The organism is Pseudomonas sp. D3-10, assembly GCF_051132175.1.
GTDB lineage: Bacteria > Pseudomonadota > Gammaproteobacteria > Pseudomonadales > Pseudomonadaceae > Aquipseudomonas.
This window is the reverse complement of sequence record NZ_CP071668.1, coordinates 3,647,945-3,663,933: the sequence shown is the minus strand read 5'-3', so window position 1 is coordinate 3,663,933 and position 15,989 is coordinate 3,647,945. Positions and strand designations below refer to the sequence as shown.

Genomic DNA, 15,989 nt, shown 5'->3' with positions numbered 1-15,989 from the left:
CCCACCGGCAGCGGATTTTCGCTGCTGTCGAGGCCGCCTTCGCGAGCAAGCTCGCTCCCACATGGGATCTGTCGTGGATGCCGATCTTGCGTACGCCGCAGGTTCCCAGTGGGAGCGAGCCTGCTCGCGATGAGGCCATCCCGGTCAACGCCATTCATACCTGGCGCCCCGGCTCGCGGCTGACCTGCTGCCCAGCTTCGAGCATCGTCGAACAGGCGCGCACGCGGCGGCCGTCGCCCAGTCGGACCCAGCAATCCTGGCAGGCGCCCATCAGACAGAAGCCGGCACGGGGCTCGGCGCTGAAATCGCTGCCGCGCAGGTGTTCGCCGCAGGTCAGTACCGCGGTGAGCACGGTATCGCCGAGCAAGCCGCTGGCGGGTTCGCCGTCGAGCAGGAAATCCAGGGCCGGGCGGTCGTTTTCGGCCAGTCGTTTCAGCAGAGCCATGGTGCCCTCATTGTTTGCCTACCAGGACTCGATCCAGGCCATACACCCGGTCGAGCAGAATCATGGTCAGCGCCGTCAGCGCGATCACCAGTGCCGACACCGCCGCCATCATCGGATCGATGGATTCAGTGGCGTAGACGTACATGCGCACCGGCAAGGTTTGCGTGGCCGGCGAGGTGACGAAAATCGACAGCGTGACTTCATCGAAACTGTTGATGAACGCCAGCAACCAGCCTCCGGCGACGCCGGGCAAAATCATCGGCAAGGTGATCTGGCGGAACAGGGTGAAACGACCGGCGCCCAATGACTGCGCGGCTTGCTCGGCGCTGCGATCCAGGCCGATGGCCGAGGCCAATACCAGGCGCAGCACATATGGCGTGATCACCAGCACATGGGCGAAGATCAGCCAGCTGAAGTTGCCGTTCACGCCCATCAGTGCAAACAGGCGCAGCAACGCGACGCCCAGCACCAAGTGCGGAATGATGATCGGCGACAGGAACAGGCCGTTGAAAAAATCCCTGCCAGGAAACTCCAACCGGGTGATCGCCAAGGCCGCCGGCACCGCGATCAGTGTCGCCAGCGAGGCCGCGCTGAACGCCAGGATGAGGCTGTTGTAGAACGCATCGACAAAATCCGCGCGCTCGAACACGGCACGAAACCAGCGCAGGGAAAATTCCGTGGTGGGCAAGCTCAGGGTGTTTTCCGGCGTGAAGGCGACCAGGCAGACCACCACCAGCGGCGCCAGCATGAACACCACTACCAAGGCATGAAACAACAGGGCGAAAGGACCGTTCCTGGACATGAAGAATTACCCCAGTGATTTCTTGTAGCGGCCTTCGATCATGCGGTTCCACGACAGCATGATCAGAAGATTGAGCAACAACAGCGCGACGGCAATGGCCGCGCCCATCGGCCAGTTCAGTTCCGACAGGTATTGGTCGTAGATCAGCGTGGCGACCATTTTCAGGCGGCGCCCGCCGAGCAGGCCGGGGATGGCGAACGAACTGGCGGCGAGGCCGAACACGATCAGCGTGCCGGACAACACGCCCGGCATGATCTGTGGCAGCACCACCTTGCGGATCACCGTGAATTGGCTCGCGCCCAGGGATAGGGCGGCCTGTTCGGCGGCGGGATCAAGTTTTTGCAGCGAGGTCCATACCGGAATGATCATGAACGGCAGCATCACGTGCACCAGGGCGATGACCACCGCGAACGGTGTGTAGAGCAGCTTCATGGGTGAACCGCCGAGGGCTTGCAGCGTCTGGTTGATCAGGCCATCGGCGCCGAGCAGCAGGCTCCAGCCGAACGCTCGCACCACCACCGAAATCAGTAGCGGCGTAAGGATCAGGATCAGAAAGATCGAACGCCACGGCGCGCCCATGCGGCTGAGGATGTACGCCTCGGGTACGCCGATCACCACGCACAGCAACGTGGTCAGGGCGCTGATCCAGAACGTGCGCAGGAAGATTTCGTAGAAGTACGGGTCGCCCAGAAGGCTGGTGTAGTGCTCGAAGGTGTAGGCGTCGCTGTCGATACCCGAGCCGTAGTCGAAAACATTGAACGACAGCACGAGCGTCAGACCAAGGGGAATCACCAGCAGGCCCAGGTACAAGGCCAGGGCCGGGGCTGACATCCAATAGCCTTGGCGGCCGCGCCTCATGGCATCGATCAGCTTCATGCCAACACCTCATCCACGCTCAACACACGCAGCAGCGCCGGATCCCAGTCCAGACCCACGGCGGTGCCTTCGGCCAGGGGCGCCGAGCCGTCGTTGCGCCGTACCACGCTGAGTTCGCCCAGAGGGGTGCAGACGCCATACAGCCATTGGCTACCGAGGAAAAAACGCTGGGTGACGGTGCCTTGCAGTCGTCCCGAGCCGGGGGCGCACAGGTCGATCTTTTCGGGACGCAGGCTCAGGGTCAGCTCACCTTTACCGGTGCTGCTGGCTTGCACGACGCCGGCGCTGTCACGTTCGCCGGGCAGCAGATTGGCCTTGCCGACGAAGCCGGAAATGAACTCGGTGCGCGGGTGCTCGTAAAGGGTATAGGGCGCGTCGATCTGGGTGATGCGGCCGGCCTGCATGACCACCACTCGATCGCTTATCGAAAGCGCCTCGGATTGGTCGTGCGTGACCATCAATGTGGTGATGCCGACTTCGCGCTGGATGCGGCGGATTTCGAACTGCATTTCCTCACGCAGGTTGGCGTCGAGGTTGGACAAGGGTTCGTCGAGCAGCAGCACCGGCGGTTCGATCACCAGCGCCCGGGCCAATGCCACGCGCTGACGCTGGCCGCCCGAGAGTTCTCGCGGGTAACGCTCGGCATGCCGGTCCAGGCGCACCAGCTTGAGTACGCGATCGACCCGGGACTGCAATTCTGCGCTGGGCACCTTGCGCATGCGCAAGCCGAAGGCGACGTTGTCTTTGACGGTCATGTGGGGAAACAGCGCGTAACTCTGGAACACCACGCCCAGGCCGCGGCTGGCGGGCTTGGCATGAGTGATGTCGCGCCCGTCCAGCAGGATCCGGCCGCTGCTGGCCTCAACGAAGCCGGCGATCATTTGCAGGGTGGTGGTCTTGCCGCAACCGGACGGCCCTAGCAGAGAGACGAATTCGCCTTTCTCCACACAGAGGTTGGTGGCGACCACGGCGTCCAGGTCGCCATACCGTTTGCTCAAGTCTTGAAGTTGCACGAAAGCCATGACTGCGCTCCACCTGAGATTGTTATGCGTCGCCGCGAGGCGCGCTTTTTTGTATGGGCAGATACGAAAGGATGTCGCGGGGTGCGTTGGCGCTCGACTTACGTCGGCTGCCGCTGTTGTTCGAATCGCCCCTGTATGGACGCAGAGTAGGACGAAGAATAGGATGGGCTCAATGGACTATTTCACTGAAGCGATGACTATTTTCCGTTTCTTTCGGTGAATAAATAACTGAGTAAAAAATCTTATGTCTGATTCCATTGAGCGGAATACCAAAAAGATTGAAGTAGGGGTTGGCTCGGTTTCTCGGTTGTTTGCCGTTTTGCGCAGCCTGGGCGAGACCGCAGAGGGCGGCGAGCGAGTCACGCAACTGGCCCAGCGCATTGGCCTGTCCCAGCCCACAACGCACCGCTTGCTGCGCAACCTGATGGACGAAGGCATGGTCGAGCAGGATGCGCGCAGCAAACGCTACCGCTTGAGCCTGGACTTTTTTGCCCTGGCGGCCCGCGCAGGTAACACCGGCAACCTGCGGGAACTGGCCAGGCCCGCGATGTTGCGGTTGTCGGCGTCGTTGGGGGATTCGCTATTTCTGCTGGCACGCTGTGGCTTCGATGCGATCTGCCTGGACCGCAGCGAAGGGCCGTTTCCGATCCGCACATTCACCGGCGATATCGGTGGCCGCGTGGCCTTGGGCGTGGGACAGGGCAGCCTGGCGATCCTGGCGTTCCTCCCGGAGGAAGAGCGCGACACGGTGATCCATTACAACCTGCCGCGGCTCAAGGATTTTCATTTGTACGATGAGGTTTTCCTGCGCACGGAAGTGGAGAACGTCCGCACGCTGGGTTATGCCGGGCGCAACACCGGGGTGTTGCAGGGCATGGCCGGGGTGGCGGTGCCGATTCTCGATCGTGAGGGACGGGCCGTGGCGGCCTTGAGCGTGGCAACCATCAGCGACCGGCTCGGGCCGGATAGGCTGCCAACGGTGGTGGAGATGCTCAAGCGCGAAGCCGCGATGATCGGCCCGCGAATCAACCCGTTCGATCCGCTGCTGCGCAGGCCTTCGCAGGTGTTCAGGCAGGGATGAATACCGATTTTTGGCCTGTCACAAGACCTCTGTGGGAGCGAGCCTGCTCGCGAAGGCGGTATCTCAGTCGACATCATTTCTAACTGTGCGACCGATTTCGCGAGCAGGCTCGCTCCCACAGGGGAAGGTGGTGGTCAGAAATTCAAGGTCTGCTTGAGCTTCTGCGCCGTCGGCGTATCGCTCGGGATGACCATCGCATAATTGTACCCAGGCCCGGACCAATACTCGGCCTGCAGTTCCCCATCGCGCCGGCTGCCACGGGGCAGCAGGAAATTTTTCGGACCTGGTGGGCGGATATAGAAGCTGATCTTCAGGCCGCTCGAATCCTGGTAAACCACCATCGCCGCCGCGCCTTGGTCAGTGCTGAGCAATCGCCCGCTGACCGGCGTGAAGCCCGCCGCCGAGAGATCCGGTAAGCGGTCGGCTTGGCTGAAGTAACGGTCGAGCCAGCCTTGCATGCTGTGCTCGTCGCCAGTCTGGTAATCGGCCGGGAGCACGCCCTGCTGGGCAATCAACCGGTACGCCTGCAATGCGTCAGCCATGGGCGCTGCTGCGCTGAGCAGGGTTATCTGTCGGGCCTGCCAGCCGCCCACCCCACCGATACCGACGGCCAGCGTCAAGACCGCTGCGCTGGCGAGAAGGCGGCGCGTACGGTGTTTCATGCGTTGACGGATGACAGTCGGGTCGAGGCTGGGATTGGGTGGGAGTTGGAAAGTTGCGCTCAGGGTTGCGCGCAGATGCTGCGCGTCCTGTTGCCAGGCCCGTACGCGTTTGGCGACGGCGGGGTGGCTGGCCAGGTAGGTTTCAACCTGTCGTCGGTCGGCTTCGCTCAGTTGATGATCGACGTAGGCGTGCAGGTCTTTGTCGCTGGGGGGCAGGGTGATCATTTGAGTATTCGCAGGGCAGGGCGGGCGATTTCGCCGTCGCTGAGTTGGCGCAAGGCCTGGCGGGCCCGTGACAGGCGCGACATCACGGTGCCGGTCGGCACGCCCAGGATGTCGGCGACTTGCTGGTAGCTCAAGCCTTCTACTGACACCCACAGCAATAACGCGCGCTGTTCGGTGGGCAACTGGTCAAAAGCCTGGAGCGACGATTGGGCGATGACGCTGCGCTCGGCGGAAGGGTGTGCATCGTCGCGCCCGGTGAAGAATTCCAGCATGCGTGCGTACCGTCGGGAACGACGATGGGCATCGAGGAACTGCCGGTAAAGGATGGAGAACAGCCAGGCCCGCAAATCACCGTCCGGGCGCTTGTCGTTCCATTTCGACAGGGCCCTTTCCAGGCACGCCTGGACCAGGTCGTCGGCGTTGCTGGGGTTGCGTGTCAGCGACACGGCAAAACGTCTCAGCCGTGGAATGAGCAGGCGCAACTGGTCGTCGAGTTCGTTCATGAGGATGCGTGGCTTCGTGGGCAATCACTGCGTTGGAAAGAAAGACGATCCAGGCACAAGATTATTCCAGTGAACGAAAAATAAATATGAAGCGTGGGAATAATCACGTTGGGCTTTCGTCTGACGGGTCCTTTCCACTAACGGCCTCGTGCCTTGGAGTCTCCAAATGGTTGACCCTTCTTCTGAACGTCGGCCGCCGTTGAGCGCCGCCAGCCTGACATTGCGCCTGACGGCCATTGCCGTGGTCGTTGCTGCGCTGGCCGGGGCGTTTGCCTACGTCAATGGCACACTCGACCCACAACGCCTGACGCCCAAGGCCTTGGTCAATGTGCTGGAAACGAACAACGGGGTCCATGCGGGTTTCCGGCGCAATCACTCCAAGGGTGTCTGCGTTGCCGGTTATTTTGAAAGCAGTGGCGAAGCCCGCGCCTACTCCAGCGCCCAGGTATTCAATGAGCCACGCACGCCTGTGGTCGGTCGTTTTGCGCTGCCCAGCGGCAACCCCTACGCACCGGATGGCAGTGTGCCGATCCGAAGCCTGGCGCTGCGTTTTACCCAGGCCGACGGCCAGCAATGGCGCACCGGTATGAACAGTATGCCGGTGTTCCCGGTGGGTACACCGCAGGCTTTCTTTGAACTGCAACAGGCCCAGTCGCCGGACCCGGCCACGGGCAAACCAAACCCTGGCGCCGTGCCGGCGTTTTTTGCAGCGCATCCCGAGGCAGTGCCGTTCTTGCAATGGATCAAGACGGCCAAGCCATCGGCCAGCTATGCCACTGAAACCTACAACGGCATCAATGCGTTCTACCTGGTGGGCCCTGCCGGACAACGCCAGGCCGTGCGTTGGGGGGTGGTGCCGATAAGCAAGGACGCGGTGGATGCGAGCCCACCCCAAGGCGCCGACTTCCTGGAACAGGACCTGACAAAACGCCTGGCTGGCGGACCACTGCGCTGGCAGTTGAACATCACCCTGGCCAACCCGGGCGATCCGGTCAACGACGCCAGCAAGGCCTGGCCCGCCGATCGCAAGGTGCTCAACGCCGGCACCCTGGTGCTGGAGCGCGCCCAGGCGCAGGACAACGGAGATTGCCGCGATATCAACTATGACCCGCTGATCCTGCCCAGTGGGATCGAAGGTTCTGATGATCCGCTGTTGGCCGCTCGTTCGGCGGCCTATGCCAGTTCGTACCTGCGCCGTACCAGCGAAGTCAGCCAGTTGCCCGCCACCCAGGAGTCTCGTCCATGAACGCCCCCCGACATTTCGCGCCGCTGGCTCGGCTGCTGCACTGGATGATGGCCTTGATGATCATCGCCATGTTGTTTATCGGCGCGGGCATGGTCGCCTCCGTGTCCGAGCGCCATGAGTGGCTGCTTCAACTGCACAAACCCCTGGGCATCGCTATTTTGTTGTTGGTGATTGTACGCCTGGTGGTGCGCTTCACCACGCGGATACCGCCGTTGCCGGCCGACCTGCCGAGCTGGCAGGCCTTGTCGGCCAAGGCTTCGCATGTCTTGTTGTATGCCTTGATGCTGGCGTTGCCACTGTTGGGCTGGGGGATGATATCGGCGGCGGGGGACCCGGTGATGCTCAGCGAGTCGCTTCGGTTGCCTTCCATCCTACCCGCGGATGCCCAGACTTTCGCATGGCTGCGCAAGGCTCATGGTTACCTGGCCTATTTGTTATTCCTGACGGTGCTGGTGCATCTGGCGGCGGCGTTGTTTCACGGCTGGGTGCGCCGGGACGAGGTGTTGCACAGCATGTTGCGCGGCCGGGACTGACCGGGAGGCTCGTGGCGAGGGGCTTGCTCCCTCGCCACAGGGGAACGGCGCTAAAGGGACCTCAGCGCAACTCGTCGACCATGGACTCGAGGGTGCTCAGCACGTCCTTGCCCAGTTGCATGGAGCGTTTGCCGGACCAGCCGGTGTGCGGGTTCGGATGGTCGTCGTGGTCCTTGAAAGGCATCTCCAGGGTCAGCGACAGGCAGTCGTATTTCTGGCCGACCGCGTTGCAAGCCAGCGTCATGTTGGCCTGGCCGGGTTCGTCTCGGGTGTAACCGTGGGCGGTTTGGAAATCCTTGGTCTGGCGTTTGAGATGGCTGCGGAAACGTTCTTCGAGCCCGGCTATGCGCGGTGTGTAGCCGGGGTTACCTTCGCAGCCAGCGGTGAAGACGTGGGGGATTTCTTCGTCGCCATGGGCGTCCAGAAACAGATCAACGCCATACTTTTCCATTTGCTGTTGTACGAAAAATACCTCGGGGCTGATTTCCGGGCTGGCGTTCTGCCAAGCCCGATTCAAGTCCTGGCCCATCGCGTTGGTGCGCAGATGGCCATGAAACGCGCCATCGGGGTTCATGTTGGGCACCAGGTACAGGTCGGCCTTGGCAAGCAGCCGGTTCAGTTGGGCATCGTCATGGTGCTGGAGGCGTTCGATGATGCCTTCCATGAACCACTCGGCCATGTGCTCACCGGGATGTTGCTGCGCAATGATCCAGATTTTGCGCCGTCCTTCGGCACCGCTGCCCTTGCGCAGCAATTGAATATCGCGACCCTCGACGCTCTTGCCGGTCGCCAGCAGTTCGGTGCCAGCCTTGTGCTGCGCTTGTTCGATCAGCCAATCGTGGCGGCCGCGGCTGTAAGGTTCGAAATAGGCGAACCAGGCGTGAGGTTGCTCGGCCTCCAGGTGGAAGCGCAGCGCATCGCCTTCAAATTGCGTAGGAATACGGAACCAGTTGACGTGGTCATAGGAAGCAACGGCTTGATAACCGGTCCACGCTTTGTTGTAGGAGGATTGGCTGGCATTGAGCAAGCGGAAGGAATATTCCTGGCCGACGTGCAACCCGCTGGCCTTGAAGTGAAACCACTGGAAATGGCCGCTACGGGTATCAGGTCTGATTTTCAGCAATGATTGCAACGGGTTGCCGATGTCCACCACTTCGATGTTGCCGCTGTCGAAATTGGCGTTGATATCAAAGGACGATTTAGCCACGGTCACGATTCCTGCCCAGGATTTTCATGGCCGTTACTTTACACGCAAAGAAGGAGAAAGCCGGGACGAATTGTTGTTGGGGAAGGGGGCGTCCTCCCTGGACGCATTTGCAGATTAGAGAGTCCCTGATCGATTCTCAAGTGCTGCCTGTCGATCATTCGAACCGGTGCAACGCAGGGGCTTTTGTAAACGAATGTGCATTTGCTATCATCCCCAGCACCGAATTAGCGACACCCAAAGACTTCATTAGCCTGAAGCCATAAGCCGAAAATCGGCAAAAAAAAGACCCGGCAAAAAGCCGGGTCAAAAACCGTGATTAGCCTGATGAGGAGATAATCCAGAAGTCCGACCTAAGGTCTTCTGGCCTATCGACTGATCTCGCGACCAGCTGATGCAATAATAATCATTATCATTTGCAAGTCAAATGTTTTTATTGCGCCCATTGGAAATTATTTCCCATGTGGTTCTGCAGCCGCCTTTTCCAGCGTTACGCCTAGCGAGTAGGGTAACCGTCCAGCGACCGGTCGATCATGACCTTGACCAAGTCGATCATATGCACCACCGAAAATGCCAGGTCGCGGCTCGGGCCGCTGAGTCGAGTGGCAGACTCCTGGGCGGTAGCGGCCGCGCAGCGCAGCAGTTCGCAGGCGTGAACCAGGGCTTCCTCACCGCTGATGTTGCGGTTCACGTCGAAGAAGCGATGTTCTGCTTGGGCGTGCGCAATACCTGGTTTCAAGTAATAGTCCAAGGCGCGCTTCGCCGCAGGGCAATCCTGAAGCGAGGGAAATGGGCTTTCTGAAAGGGTTGCGGGCTCGTCTTTGTTGGGCTTGTCCATGGTGTCGAGTTTCTCCGTGTTGGTGTGAAATCCTGGATCCAGCTTAGTACGCTTCGTAATTGTGACGACGATTTAAATACTACAATTTGTGTTTTGATGGGCGTGGTCATCCACGTATCGTGCCGTTCATGGATAAATGGATAGAGTTGGTCAAGGCCAAGATGAAGGAGCTGCACATCACGCAAGTGGTGCTCGCAGAGCGTTTGGGGATGTCCCAGGGTGGTGTCGGCCATTGGCTGACCAAGCGCCGGCAGCCCAGTCTTGAAGACATGAATCGGGTGCTTCAGGAGCTCGGACTCGAGTTCCTGGAAGTGGCAATGGTGATCCGCGAACCGGACACCTCCACTGACGAGGGCATGGCGCTGGCGCAGAAGTACAACCCGTACTTCCGCTACCCGGTCAATGACTGGCACGACATCGGCGCGGTTCACGAGGGTGATCTGGTCGGGTACGGGCAGCCGCGCTACGAGCTGACGGACTACCATGCCCAGGGAGACGCTTTCTGGCTGGTGGTGGTAGGCGACGCGATGACTGCGCCAAGCGGGCTGAGCATCCCTGAGGGCATGTCGATCCTGGTTGATCCGGCGATCGAGGCCGTGCCCGGCAAACTGGTGGTGGCGAAACTGCCCGGCAGCAGCGATGCGACCTTCCGCAAACTGATCGAAGAGAGCGGCCAGCGTTACCTGGTCCCGCTCAATCCCACTTACCCGAAAAATCTATACACAGAGCATTGCCGCATCATCGGCGTGGTCGTACAGGCAACCATCAGGTTCTGAACTGGATCGGCCCGGCAAACGGGCCGATACCTATTCTTCCAATGCCACCAGCGCGCTGCCCTCGCTGACCATCTCACCTTCCTGGCAATACAACGCCTTGATCACGCCCGCCTTGGGTGCACGGATGCTGTGCTCCATCTTCATGGCTTCCAGCACCACCAACTGCGCGCCGGCTTCCACTGGTTGCCCGACACTCACCAGCACCCGCACGATGCTGCCATTCATAGGTGCGACCAAGCCGCCCTGATGGCCGTGGCTGGCCTCGGCGGCGGCTAACGGGTCGTAGACATCGACGCGATGCAAATCGCCCGCCCATTGCAGATAAAGGCTGTCGCCCTGGCGAACAGCCCGATGGCTGCGACGCAGGCCGTTACGCTCGATGACCAGGTGCTCCCCCTTGAGCTCGGCGCTGCGGGCGGTAACGTCCACCGTTATCGCCCGATCCTGGCCACCACAGACCAGATGCAGGGTGGTTTCCCCTGGCAGCCCCAGGCGCAACCCAGTGCTCTCGGCCCAGGGGGAATTGAGGTCATCCACGCGGACGCGAGGCGTCATGCCCAAGGCAAAGGCAAGGGCCGCCGCGTACCAGAACTCGTCGTCCAATTCGCCAGGTTCGGGCAGTAGTTGCGCTTGGTAGCGTGGGATAAATCCGGTATCGAGTTGCGCCGCTGCAAAGGCCGGGTGGCCGACGATGCGCCGCAGAAAACCGATGTTGGTTCTCAGGCCACCGATGGCGAACTCATCCAGCATCGCGAGCAACCGTAGACGGGCCTGCTCACGGTTTTCGCCCCAGGCGATCAGCTTGCCGAGCATCGGGTCGTAGAACGAAGAAATCTCGTCACCTTCTTCTACGCCGCTGTCGACCCGTCGACCTTCGCCCCCCGCGGATTCACGGTATAACGCCAGGCGTCCGGTGGCGGGGAGGAAATCATTGGCGGGGTCTTCGGCATAAAGCCGTACTTCGATGGCATGGCCCCGCAACGGAACTTGTTCCTGGGTAATCGGCAGCGGTTCGCCTTGGGCCACGCGGATCTGCCAGGCCACCAGATCGAGGCCGGTAATCGCTTCGGTGACCGGATGCTCGACCTGCAGCCGGGTGTTCATCTCCATGAAGAAGAACTCGCCCCGCAAATCCAGCAGGAACTCCACCGTGCCCGCGCCGACATAACCGATGGCCTGGGCGGCGCGCACCGCGGCCTCGCCCATTGCCCGGCGCAGCTCCGGGCTCAGACCCGGAGCGGGAGCCTCTTCGACAACTTTTTGGTGCCGGCGCTGGATCGAGCAATCGCGCTCGTTGAGGTACAGGCAGTGACCGTGTTGGTCGGCGAATACCTGAATTTCCACGTGGCGCGGCTTGAGCAGGTATTTTTCCACCAGCATGCGCGCGTCGCCGAACGATGATTGCGCCTCGCGCTGCGCCGATGCCAGTGCTTCGGCCAGTTGGCTGACGTCTTCCACGACCTTCATGCCCTTACCGCCGCCACCCGCCGTTGCTTTGAGCAGAACCGGGTAGCCGATTCGCTCGGCGGCGGCGCGGAAGGTTTCCAGATCCTGGGCTTCACCGTGATAGCCAGGCACCAGCGGCACGCCGGCGGTTTCCATCAAGGCCTTGGCGGCGGACTTGCTGCCCATGGCGTCGATGGCCGAGGCGGGTGGGCCCAGGAAGATCAGCCCGGCTTTTTCAATGGCCCTGGCGAAGCCGGCATTCTCAGAAAGAAAACCGTAGCCGGGATGGATGGCCTGGGCGCCGCTGGCAAGGGCTGCGGCGATCAGTTTGTCGATTTGCAGGTAGCTGTCGGCGGCCTTGCTACCGCCCAGGTCGACGCGGATATCGGCTTCACGGCAATGGCGCGCGTCACGGTCGGTGGCGCTGTGCACCGCGACGGTAGCCAGGCCCATGGCCTTGGCTGTGCGCATGACGCGGCAGGCGATTTCACCTCGATTGGCGACCAGTAGCGTATTGAGGATAGGGGCGCTCATTGACGCGGCTCCTTGTTGTTCGACTCGGCTTGCCAACTGGGCGGGCGTTTTTGCAGGAAAGCTCGCAAGCCCTCCTGACCTTCAGGGCTGACACGTATCCGGGCGATGGCGTTTTCGGTGTAGCGGCGCAGCGCCGGCGTGAGCGCACCGTTGCCGACTTCACGCAGCAGTTCCTTGCTGGCGCGCATGGCCGCTGGACTGTTGAGCAACAGGTTGTCGATCCATTGCCCGAGCTGATCGTCCAACGTCTCGGCGGGGTAACTTTCCGACAGCAAGCCGATCTCTTTCGCACGTTGTCCGCCGAAGCGTTCGGCGGTCAGGGCGTAACGCCGCGCCGCCCGTTCGCCGATGGCTTGCACCACGAATGGACTGATCACTGCCGGTGCCAGGCCGATGCGCACCTCTGACAGACAAAATTGCGCTTCGTCGGCGCCGATGGCCATGTCGCAGGCGCTGATCAGACCCAGCGCGCCGCCAAACGCGGCACCCTGAACCACCGCCAACGTTGGAATCTTCAACTTGGCGAGGTTGTACATCAGCTCCGCCAGTTCCCGGGCGTCGTCCAGGTTGGTGTGGTAATCGAGTTCGGCGGACTGTTGCATCCAGGCCAGGTCCGCGCCGGCGCTGAAGTGTTTGCCCCGGCCACGAAGCAACAGGAAGCGCAGGTTCGGGTCGCTGCCGACCTGGTCCAGGGCGAGTATCAGCTCTCGGATCATCTCGGCGTTGAACGCGTTGTTTTTTGATTCGCGGCTGAGCCACAGGATGGCGAAGCCGCGCGGGTCGGTTTGCAATTCGAGCGTGCTGTACTGAGTCATGGGCGTTTTCCCGGTTACATCCTGAACACGCCGAAGCGGCTCGGTTCGATGGGCGCGTTCAGCGACGCGGACAGGGCCAGCCCCAGCACATCGCGGGTCTGCGCCGGGTCGATGACGCCGTCGTCCCACAGCCGCGCGCTGGAATAATAGGGGTGCCCCTGTTCTTCGTATTGATCGAGAATCGGTTGCTTGATCTCGGCTTCCTGGCTGGCGCTGAAGGGCTGGCCGCTGCGTTCGGCCTGTTCGCGCTTGACTTGCACGAGCACGCCGGCGGCTTGCTCGGCACCCATCACGCCGATCCGGGCATTGGGCCACATCCACAGGAACCGCGGGTCATAGGCGCGGCCGCACATGCCATAGTTCCCCGCGCCGAAACTGCCACCGATGATTACGGTGAACTTCGGTACCCGGGCGCAGGCCACGGCGGTCACCAGTTTCGCGCCGTGCTTGGCGATGCCGCCGGCTTCGTATTTCTGGCCGACCATAAAGCCCGTGATGTTTTGCAGGAACAACAGGGGAATCCCGCGCTGGCAGGCCAGTTCGATGAAATGCGCGCCTTTCTGCGCGGCCTCGGCGAACAGGATGCCGTTATTGGCGAGGATGGCGATTGGATAACCGTGCAAATGCGCGAAGCCGCACACCAGGGTCGTTCCGAACAGCGCCTTGAATTCGTCGAACACCGAACCATCGACAAGCCGCGCAATGACCTCCCGCACATCGAACGGCTGCTTGGCATCGGCCGAGACCACACCATAAAGCTCGTCACTCGAATACAGCGGGGCGATGGGTGCGCGTTGCTGCACATCGCCAAGCTTGCGCCAATTGAGGTTGGCCACGCTGCGACGTGCCAATGCGAGGGCGTGCTCGTCGCTGTCGGCGTAATGGTCGGCCACCCCGGAAATCTTGCAGTGCACATCGGCACCACCCAGGTCTTCGGCGCTGACCACTTCGCCGGTAGCGGCTTTTACCAGGGGCGGGCCGGCGAGGAAGATCGTCGCCTGCTGGCGGACCATGATCGCCTCGTCCGCCATCGCCGGCACATAGGCGCCGCCGGCGGTGCAGGAGCCCATGACCACGGCAATCTGCGGGATGCCCTGGGCACTCATGTTGGCCTGGTTGAAGAAAATGCGGCCGAAATGCTCGCGGTCGGGGAACACTTCATCCTGGCGTGGCAGGTTCGCGCCGCCGGAATCCACCAGGTAAATGCAGGGCAGGCGGTTCTGTTGGGCGATGGTCTGGGCCCGCAGGTGTTTTTTCACCGTCAGCGGATAATACGAACCGCCTTTGACCGTCGCGTCGTTAGCGACAATCATGCACTCGACGCCTTCCACGCGACCGATGCCGGCGATCACGCCGGCCGCCGGCACGTCTTCCCCGTAGACTTCGTAAGCCGCCAGCGGGCTGATTTCCAAAAAGGGCGAGCCTGGATCCAGCAAGCGATTGATGCGTTCGCGCGGGAGCAATTTGCCCCGGGACGTGTGCCGCTCCTGGGCCTTGGGCCCGCCGCCTTGCTGGATGTGTGTGAGCAAGGTGCGCAAAGCCTCGACCTGTCCAAGCATCGCGTCGCGGTTGGCGATGAACTCGGGCGAGCGGGTGTGGAGCTGGGTGTGCAGCGTGGCCATGGTCAGCTCCGTTAGCGGGTTTCGTTGAACAGTTCGCGGCCAATCAACATCCGACGAATCTCACTGGTGCCCGCGCCGATTTCGTACAGCTTGGCGTCACGCAGAAGACGACCAGCCGGGAATTCATTGATGTAGCCGTTGCCGCCCAATATCTGGATGGCATCGAGGGCCATCTGCGTGGCGCGCTCGGCGCTGTAGAGGATCACCCCGGCGGCGTCCTTGCGGGTGGTTTCGCCGCGCTCGCACGCCTGGGCCACTGCGTACAGATAGGCGCGGCTGGCGTTGAGCTGGGTGTACATGTCGGCGACCTTGCCTTGGATCAACTGAAATTCGCCGATGCTCTGGCCGAACTGCTTGCGGTCGTGGATGTACGGAACGATCAGGTCCATGCACGCCTGCATGATGCCGGTCGGGCCACCGGACAAGACCACGCGCTCATAGTCGAGGCCGCTCATCAAAACTTTCACGCCACCATTGAGCACGCCGAGGATATTTTCCTCGGGCACTTCGACGTCATCGAAAAACAACTCGCATGTGTTGGAGCCGCGCATGCCGAGTTTGTCGAATTTGTTGCTGCGGCTGAAGCCTTTCCAATCGCGTTCGACGATGAGCGCAGTGATGCCATGAGGGCCTTTTTCCAGGTCAGTCTTGGCGTAAATGACGTAGGTGTTGGCATCGGGCCCGTTGGTGATCCAGGTCTTGCTGCCGTTGAGCACAAAGCGGTCGCCACGTTTTTCGGCGCGCAGTTTCATGGAAACCACGTCGGAGCCGGCATTCGGTTCGCTCATGGCGAGGGCGCCGACATGTTCGCCACTGATGAGCTTGGGCAGGTACTTGCTCTTTTGCTCATGGGTGCCGTTGCGGTTGATTTGATTGACGCACAGGTTGGAGTGGGCGCCGTAGGAAAGGGCGACCGAGGCCGAGCCGCGGCTGATTTCCTCCATGGCGACCACGTGGGCCAGATAGCCCAGGCCGGCACCGCCGTATTCTTCCGGCACAGTGATGCCCAGCAGGCCCATGTCGCCGAATTTGCGCCACATGTCGGCAGGGAACAGATTGTCGATGTCGATCTGGGCTGCCCTAGGCGCCAGCTCGGCCTTGACGAAGGACTGGACCTGGTCGCGCAACATATCGATGGTTTCGCCAAGGGCAAAATTCAGGGATGGGTAGCTCATGGGACACCTTTTGTTTTTTTGTCGGGTGCGGAAAGTAGCAGGACTGCTCTCACCTTTACGTTAACGTAAGCTTGTGACGGATGGCTGTCAATCGCTCTTTACGTTAACGTCAACTTGGGCGAGAGTAAGGCCGCTTTCCTACGGAAATTGCCGATACACCCACCGAATAAAGACAAGAGGGGTC

At 61.4% G+C, this 15,989-nt stretch carries 16 protein-coding genes; 4 read left to right on the top strand and 12 right to left on the bottom strand.

All coding sequences use genetic code 11. The features are described from left to right. Positions 1-154 precede the first annotated feature (154 nt). From J3P90_RS16445 to J3P90_RS16430, 4 genes are read right to left on the bottom strand one after another with little or no spacing between them, the layout of a single operon-like run. Complete coding sequence (locus J3P90_RS16445) at positions 155-445, bottom strand: (2Fe-2S)-binding protein (protein WP_420764615.1); 291 nt, start codon at positions 443-445, stop codon at positions 155-157. A gap of 7 nt (positions 446-452) precedes the next feature. Beyond that, a complete protein-coding gene (locus J3P90_RS16440; RefSeq protein ID WP_030140057.1) occupies positions 453-1,247 on the bottom strand; it encodes an ABC transporter permease in 795 nt (264 codons plus the stop codon). Between the two features lie 6 nt (positions 1,248-1,253). Further along, the gene (locus tag J3P90_RS16435) at positions 1,254-2,123 is read right to left on the bottom strand and encodes an ABC transporter permease (RefSeq protein ID WP_434675053.1); all 870 of its coding nucleotides are present in this window, start codon (positions 2,121-2,123) and stop codon (positions 1,254-1,256) included. Beyond that, positions 2,120-3,145, bottom strand: a complete 1,026-nt coding sequence (locus J3P90_RS16430; RefSeq protein ID WP_434610675.1) for an ABC transporter ATP-binding protein — start codon at positions 3,143-3,145, stop codon at positions 2,120-2,122. The genes J3P90_RS16435 and J3P90_RS16430 overlap by 4 nt, the downstream gene beginning before the upstream one ends. 244 nt (positions 3,146-3,389) lie before the next feature. Between J3P90_RS16430 and J3P90_RS16425 the strand changes: the two genes are divergently transcribed. Next, on the top strand, positions 3,390-4,226 hold the full coding sequence (locus tag J3P90_RS16425; RefSeq protein WP_434610677.1) for an IclR family transcriptional regulator: 837 nt from the start codon (positions 3,390-3,392) through the stop codon (positions 4,224-4,226). A gap of 134 nt (positions 4,227-4,360) precedes the next feature. Here J3P90_RS16425 and J3P90_RS16420 read toward each other — a convergent pair whose 3' ends face one another. Both J3P90_RS16420 and J3P90_RS16415 read right to left on the bottom strand, forming a co-directional pair. Then, the gene (locus tag J3P90_RS16420; RefSeq protein ID WP_434675052.1) at positions 4,361-5,113 is read right to left on the bottom strand and encodes an anti-sigma factor family protein; all 753 of its coding nucleotides are present in this window, start codon (positions 5,111-5,113) and stop codon (positions 4,361-4,363) included. Further along, positions 5,110-5,616 (bottom strand): sigma-70 family RNA polymerase sigma factor, encoded by a 507-nt coding sequence (locus J3P90_RS16415; RefSeq protein WP_420764610.1) that lies wholly within the window; start codon positions 5,614-5,616, stop codon positions 5,110-5,112. The genes J3P90_RS16420 and J3P90_RS16415 overlap by 4 nt, the downstream gene beginning before the upstream one ends. 166 nt (positions 5,617-5,782) lie before the next feature. On the opposite strand from J3P90_RS16415, the gene J3P90_RS16410 reads away from it, so the two are divergent. Together J3P90_RS16410 and J3P90_RS16405 are read left to right on the top strand one after the other, a co-directional pair. After that, positions 5,783-6,862, top strand: a complete 1,080-nt coding sequence (locus J3P90_RS16410) for a catalase family peroxidase (protein ID WP_420764609.1) — start codon at positions 5,783-5,785, stop codon at positions 6,860-6,862. Then, positions 6,859-7,395: a cytochrome b gene (locus J3P90_RS16405; RefSeq protein WP_434675051.1), complete on the top strand. Its 537-nt coding sequence runs from the start codon at positions 6,859-6,861 to the stop codon at positions 7,393-7,395. Before J3P90_RS16410 ends, J3P90_RS16405 begins: the two co-directional genes overlap by 4 nt. A gap of 61 nt (positions 7,396-7,456) precedes the next feature. Here the strand turns inward: J3P90_RS16405 and J3P90_RS16400 are convergent, their stop codons facing one another. Then, a complete protein-coding gene (locus J3P90_RS16400) occupies positions 7,457-8,608 on the bottom strand; it encodes a M14 family metallopeptidase (RefSeq protein WP_420764607.1) in 1,152 nt (383 codons plus the stop codon). A gap of 487 nt (positions 8,609-9,095) precedes the next feature. Further along, entirely contained in the window at positions 9,096-9,437 is a 342-nt protein-coding gene (locus tag J3P90_RS16395) for a DUF6124 family protein (protein WP_434675050.1), read from the bottom strand. 128 nt (positions 9,438-9,565) lie between these two features. Between J3P90_RS16395 and J3P90_RS16390 the strand changes: the two genes are divergently transcribed. Further along, positions 9,566-10,213 carry a LexA family protein gene (locus J3P90_RS16390; RefSeq protein ID WP_434563369.1) on the top strand — a complete coding sequence of 216 codons (648 nt, stop codon included), beginning with the start codon at positions 9,566-9,568 and terminating at the stop codon, positions 10,211-10,213. 30 nt (positions 10,214-10,243) lie between these two features. Here the strand turns inward: J3P90_RS16390 and J3P90_RS16385 are convergent, their stop codons facing one another. From J3P90_RS16385 to J3P90_RS16370, 4 genes are read right to left on the bottom strand one after another with little or no spacing between them, the layout of a single operon-like run. Continuing rightward, entirely contained in the window at positions 10,244-12,193 is a 1,950-nt protein-coding gene (locus J3P90_RS16385) for an acetyl/propionyl/methylcrotonyl-CoA carboxylase subunit alpha (RefSeq protein WP_434675049.1), read from the bottom strand. Next, the gene (locus J3P90_RS16380) at positions 12,190-13,008 is read right to left on the bottom strand and encodes a gamma-carboxygeranoyl-CoA hydratase (RefSeq protein WP_434675048.1); all 819 of its coding nucleotides are present in this window, start codon (positions 13,006-13,008) and stop codon (positions 12,190-12,192) included. The genes J3P90_RS16385 and J3P90_RS16380 overlap by 4 nt, the downstream gene beginning before the upstream one ends. Positions 13,009-13,022: 14 nt before the next feature. Then, positions 13,023-14,630 (bottom strand): carboxyl transferase domain-containing protein, encoded by a 1,608-nt coding sequence (locus J3P90_RS16375; protein ID WP_434610695.1) that lies wholly within the window; start codon positions 14,628-14,630, stop codon positions 13,023-13,025. Positions 14,631-14,641: 11 nt separating this feature from the next. Next, positions 14,642-15,805 (bottom strand): isovaleryl-CoA dehydrogenase, encoded by a 1,164-nt coding sequence (locus J3P90_RS16370; RefSeq protein WP_434650592.1) that lies wholly within the window; start codon positions 15,803-15,805, stop codon positions 14,642-14,644. Positions 15,806-15,989: the final 184 nt, after the last annotated feature.

Excerpts from the sequence above, each read along its gene's own strand:
- J3P90_RS16445 (WP_420764615.1), bottom strand. The coding sequence starts at position 445 with ATGGCTCTGCTGAAACGACTGGCCGAAAACGACCGCCCGGCCCTGGAT.
- J3P90_RS16440 (WP_030140057.1), bottom strand. The coding sequence starts at position 1,247 with ATGTCCAGGAACGGTCCTTTCGCCCTGTTGTTTCATGCCTTGGTAGTG.
- J3P90_RS16435 (WP_434675053.1), bottom strand. The coding sequence starts at position 2,123 with ATGAAGCTGATCGATGCCATGAGGCGCGGCCGCCAAGGCTATTGGATG.
- J3P90_RS16430 (WP_434610675.1), bottom strand. The coding sequence starts at position 3,145 with ATGGCTTTCGTGCAACTTCAAGACTTGAGCAAACGGTATGGCGACCTG.
- J3P90_RS16425 (WP_434610677.1), top strand. The coding sequence starts at position 3,390 with ATGTCTGATTCCATTGAGCGGAATACCAAAAAGATTGAAGTAGGGGTT.
- J3P90_RS16420 (WP_434675052.1), bottom strand. The coding sequence starts at position 5,113 with ATGATCACCCTGCCCCCCAGCGACAAAGACCTGCACGCCTACGTCGAT.
- J3P90_RS16415 (WP_420764610.1), bottom strand. The coding sequence starts at position 5,616 with ATGAACGAACTCGACGACCAGTTGCGCCTGCTCATTCCACGGCTGAGA.
- J3P90_RS16410 (WP_420764609.1), top strand. The coding sequence starts at position 5,783 with ATGGTTGACCCTTCTTCTGAACGTCGGCCGCCGTTGAGCGCCGCCAGC.
- J3P90_RS16405 (WP_434675051.1), top strand. The coding sequence starts at position 6,859 with ATGAACGCCCCCCGACATTTCGCGCCGCTGGCTCGGCTGCTGCACTGG.
- J3P90_RS16395 (WP_434675050.1), bottom strand. The coding sequence starts at position 9,437 with ATGGACAAGCCCAACAAAGACGAGCCCGCAACCCTTTCAGAAAGCCCA.
- J3P90_RS16390 (WP_434563369.1), top strand. The coding sequence starts at position 9,566 with ATGGATAAATGGATAGAGTTGGTCAAGGCCAAGATGAAGGAGCTGCAC.
- J3P90_RS16385 (WP_434675049.1), bottom strand. The coding sequence starts at position 12,193 with ATGAGCGCCCCTATCCTCAATACGCTACTGGTCGCCAATCGAGGTGAA.
- J3P90_RS16380 (WP_434675048.1), bottom strand. The coding sequence starts at position 13,008 with ATGACTCAGTACAGCACGCTCGAATTGCAAACCGACCCGCGCGGCTTC.
- J3P90_RS16375 (WP_434610695.1), bottom strand. The coding sequence starts at position 14,630 with ATGGCCACGCTGCACACCCAGCTCCACACCCGCTCGCCCGAGTTCATC.
- J3P90_RS16370 (WP_434650592.1), bottom strand. The coding sequence starts at position 15,805 with ATGAGCTACCCATCCCTGAATTTTGCCCTTGGCGAAACCATCGATATG.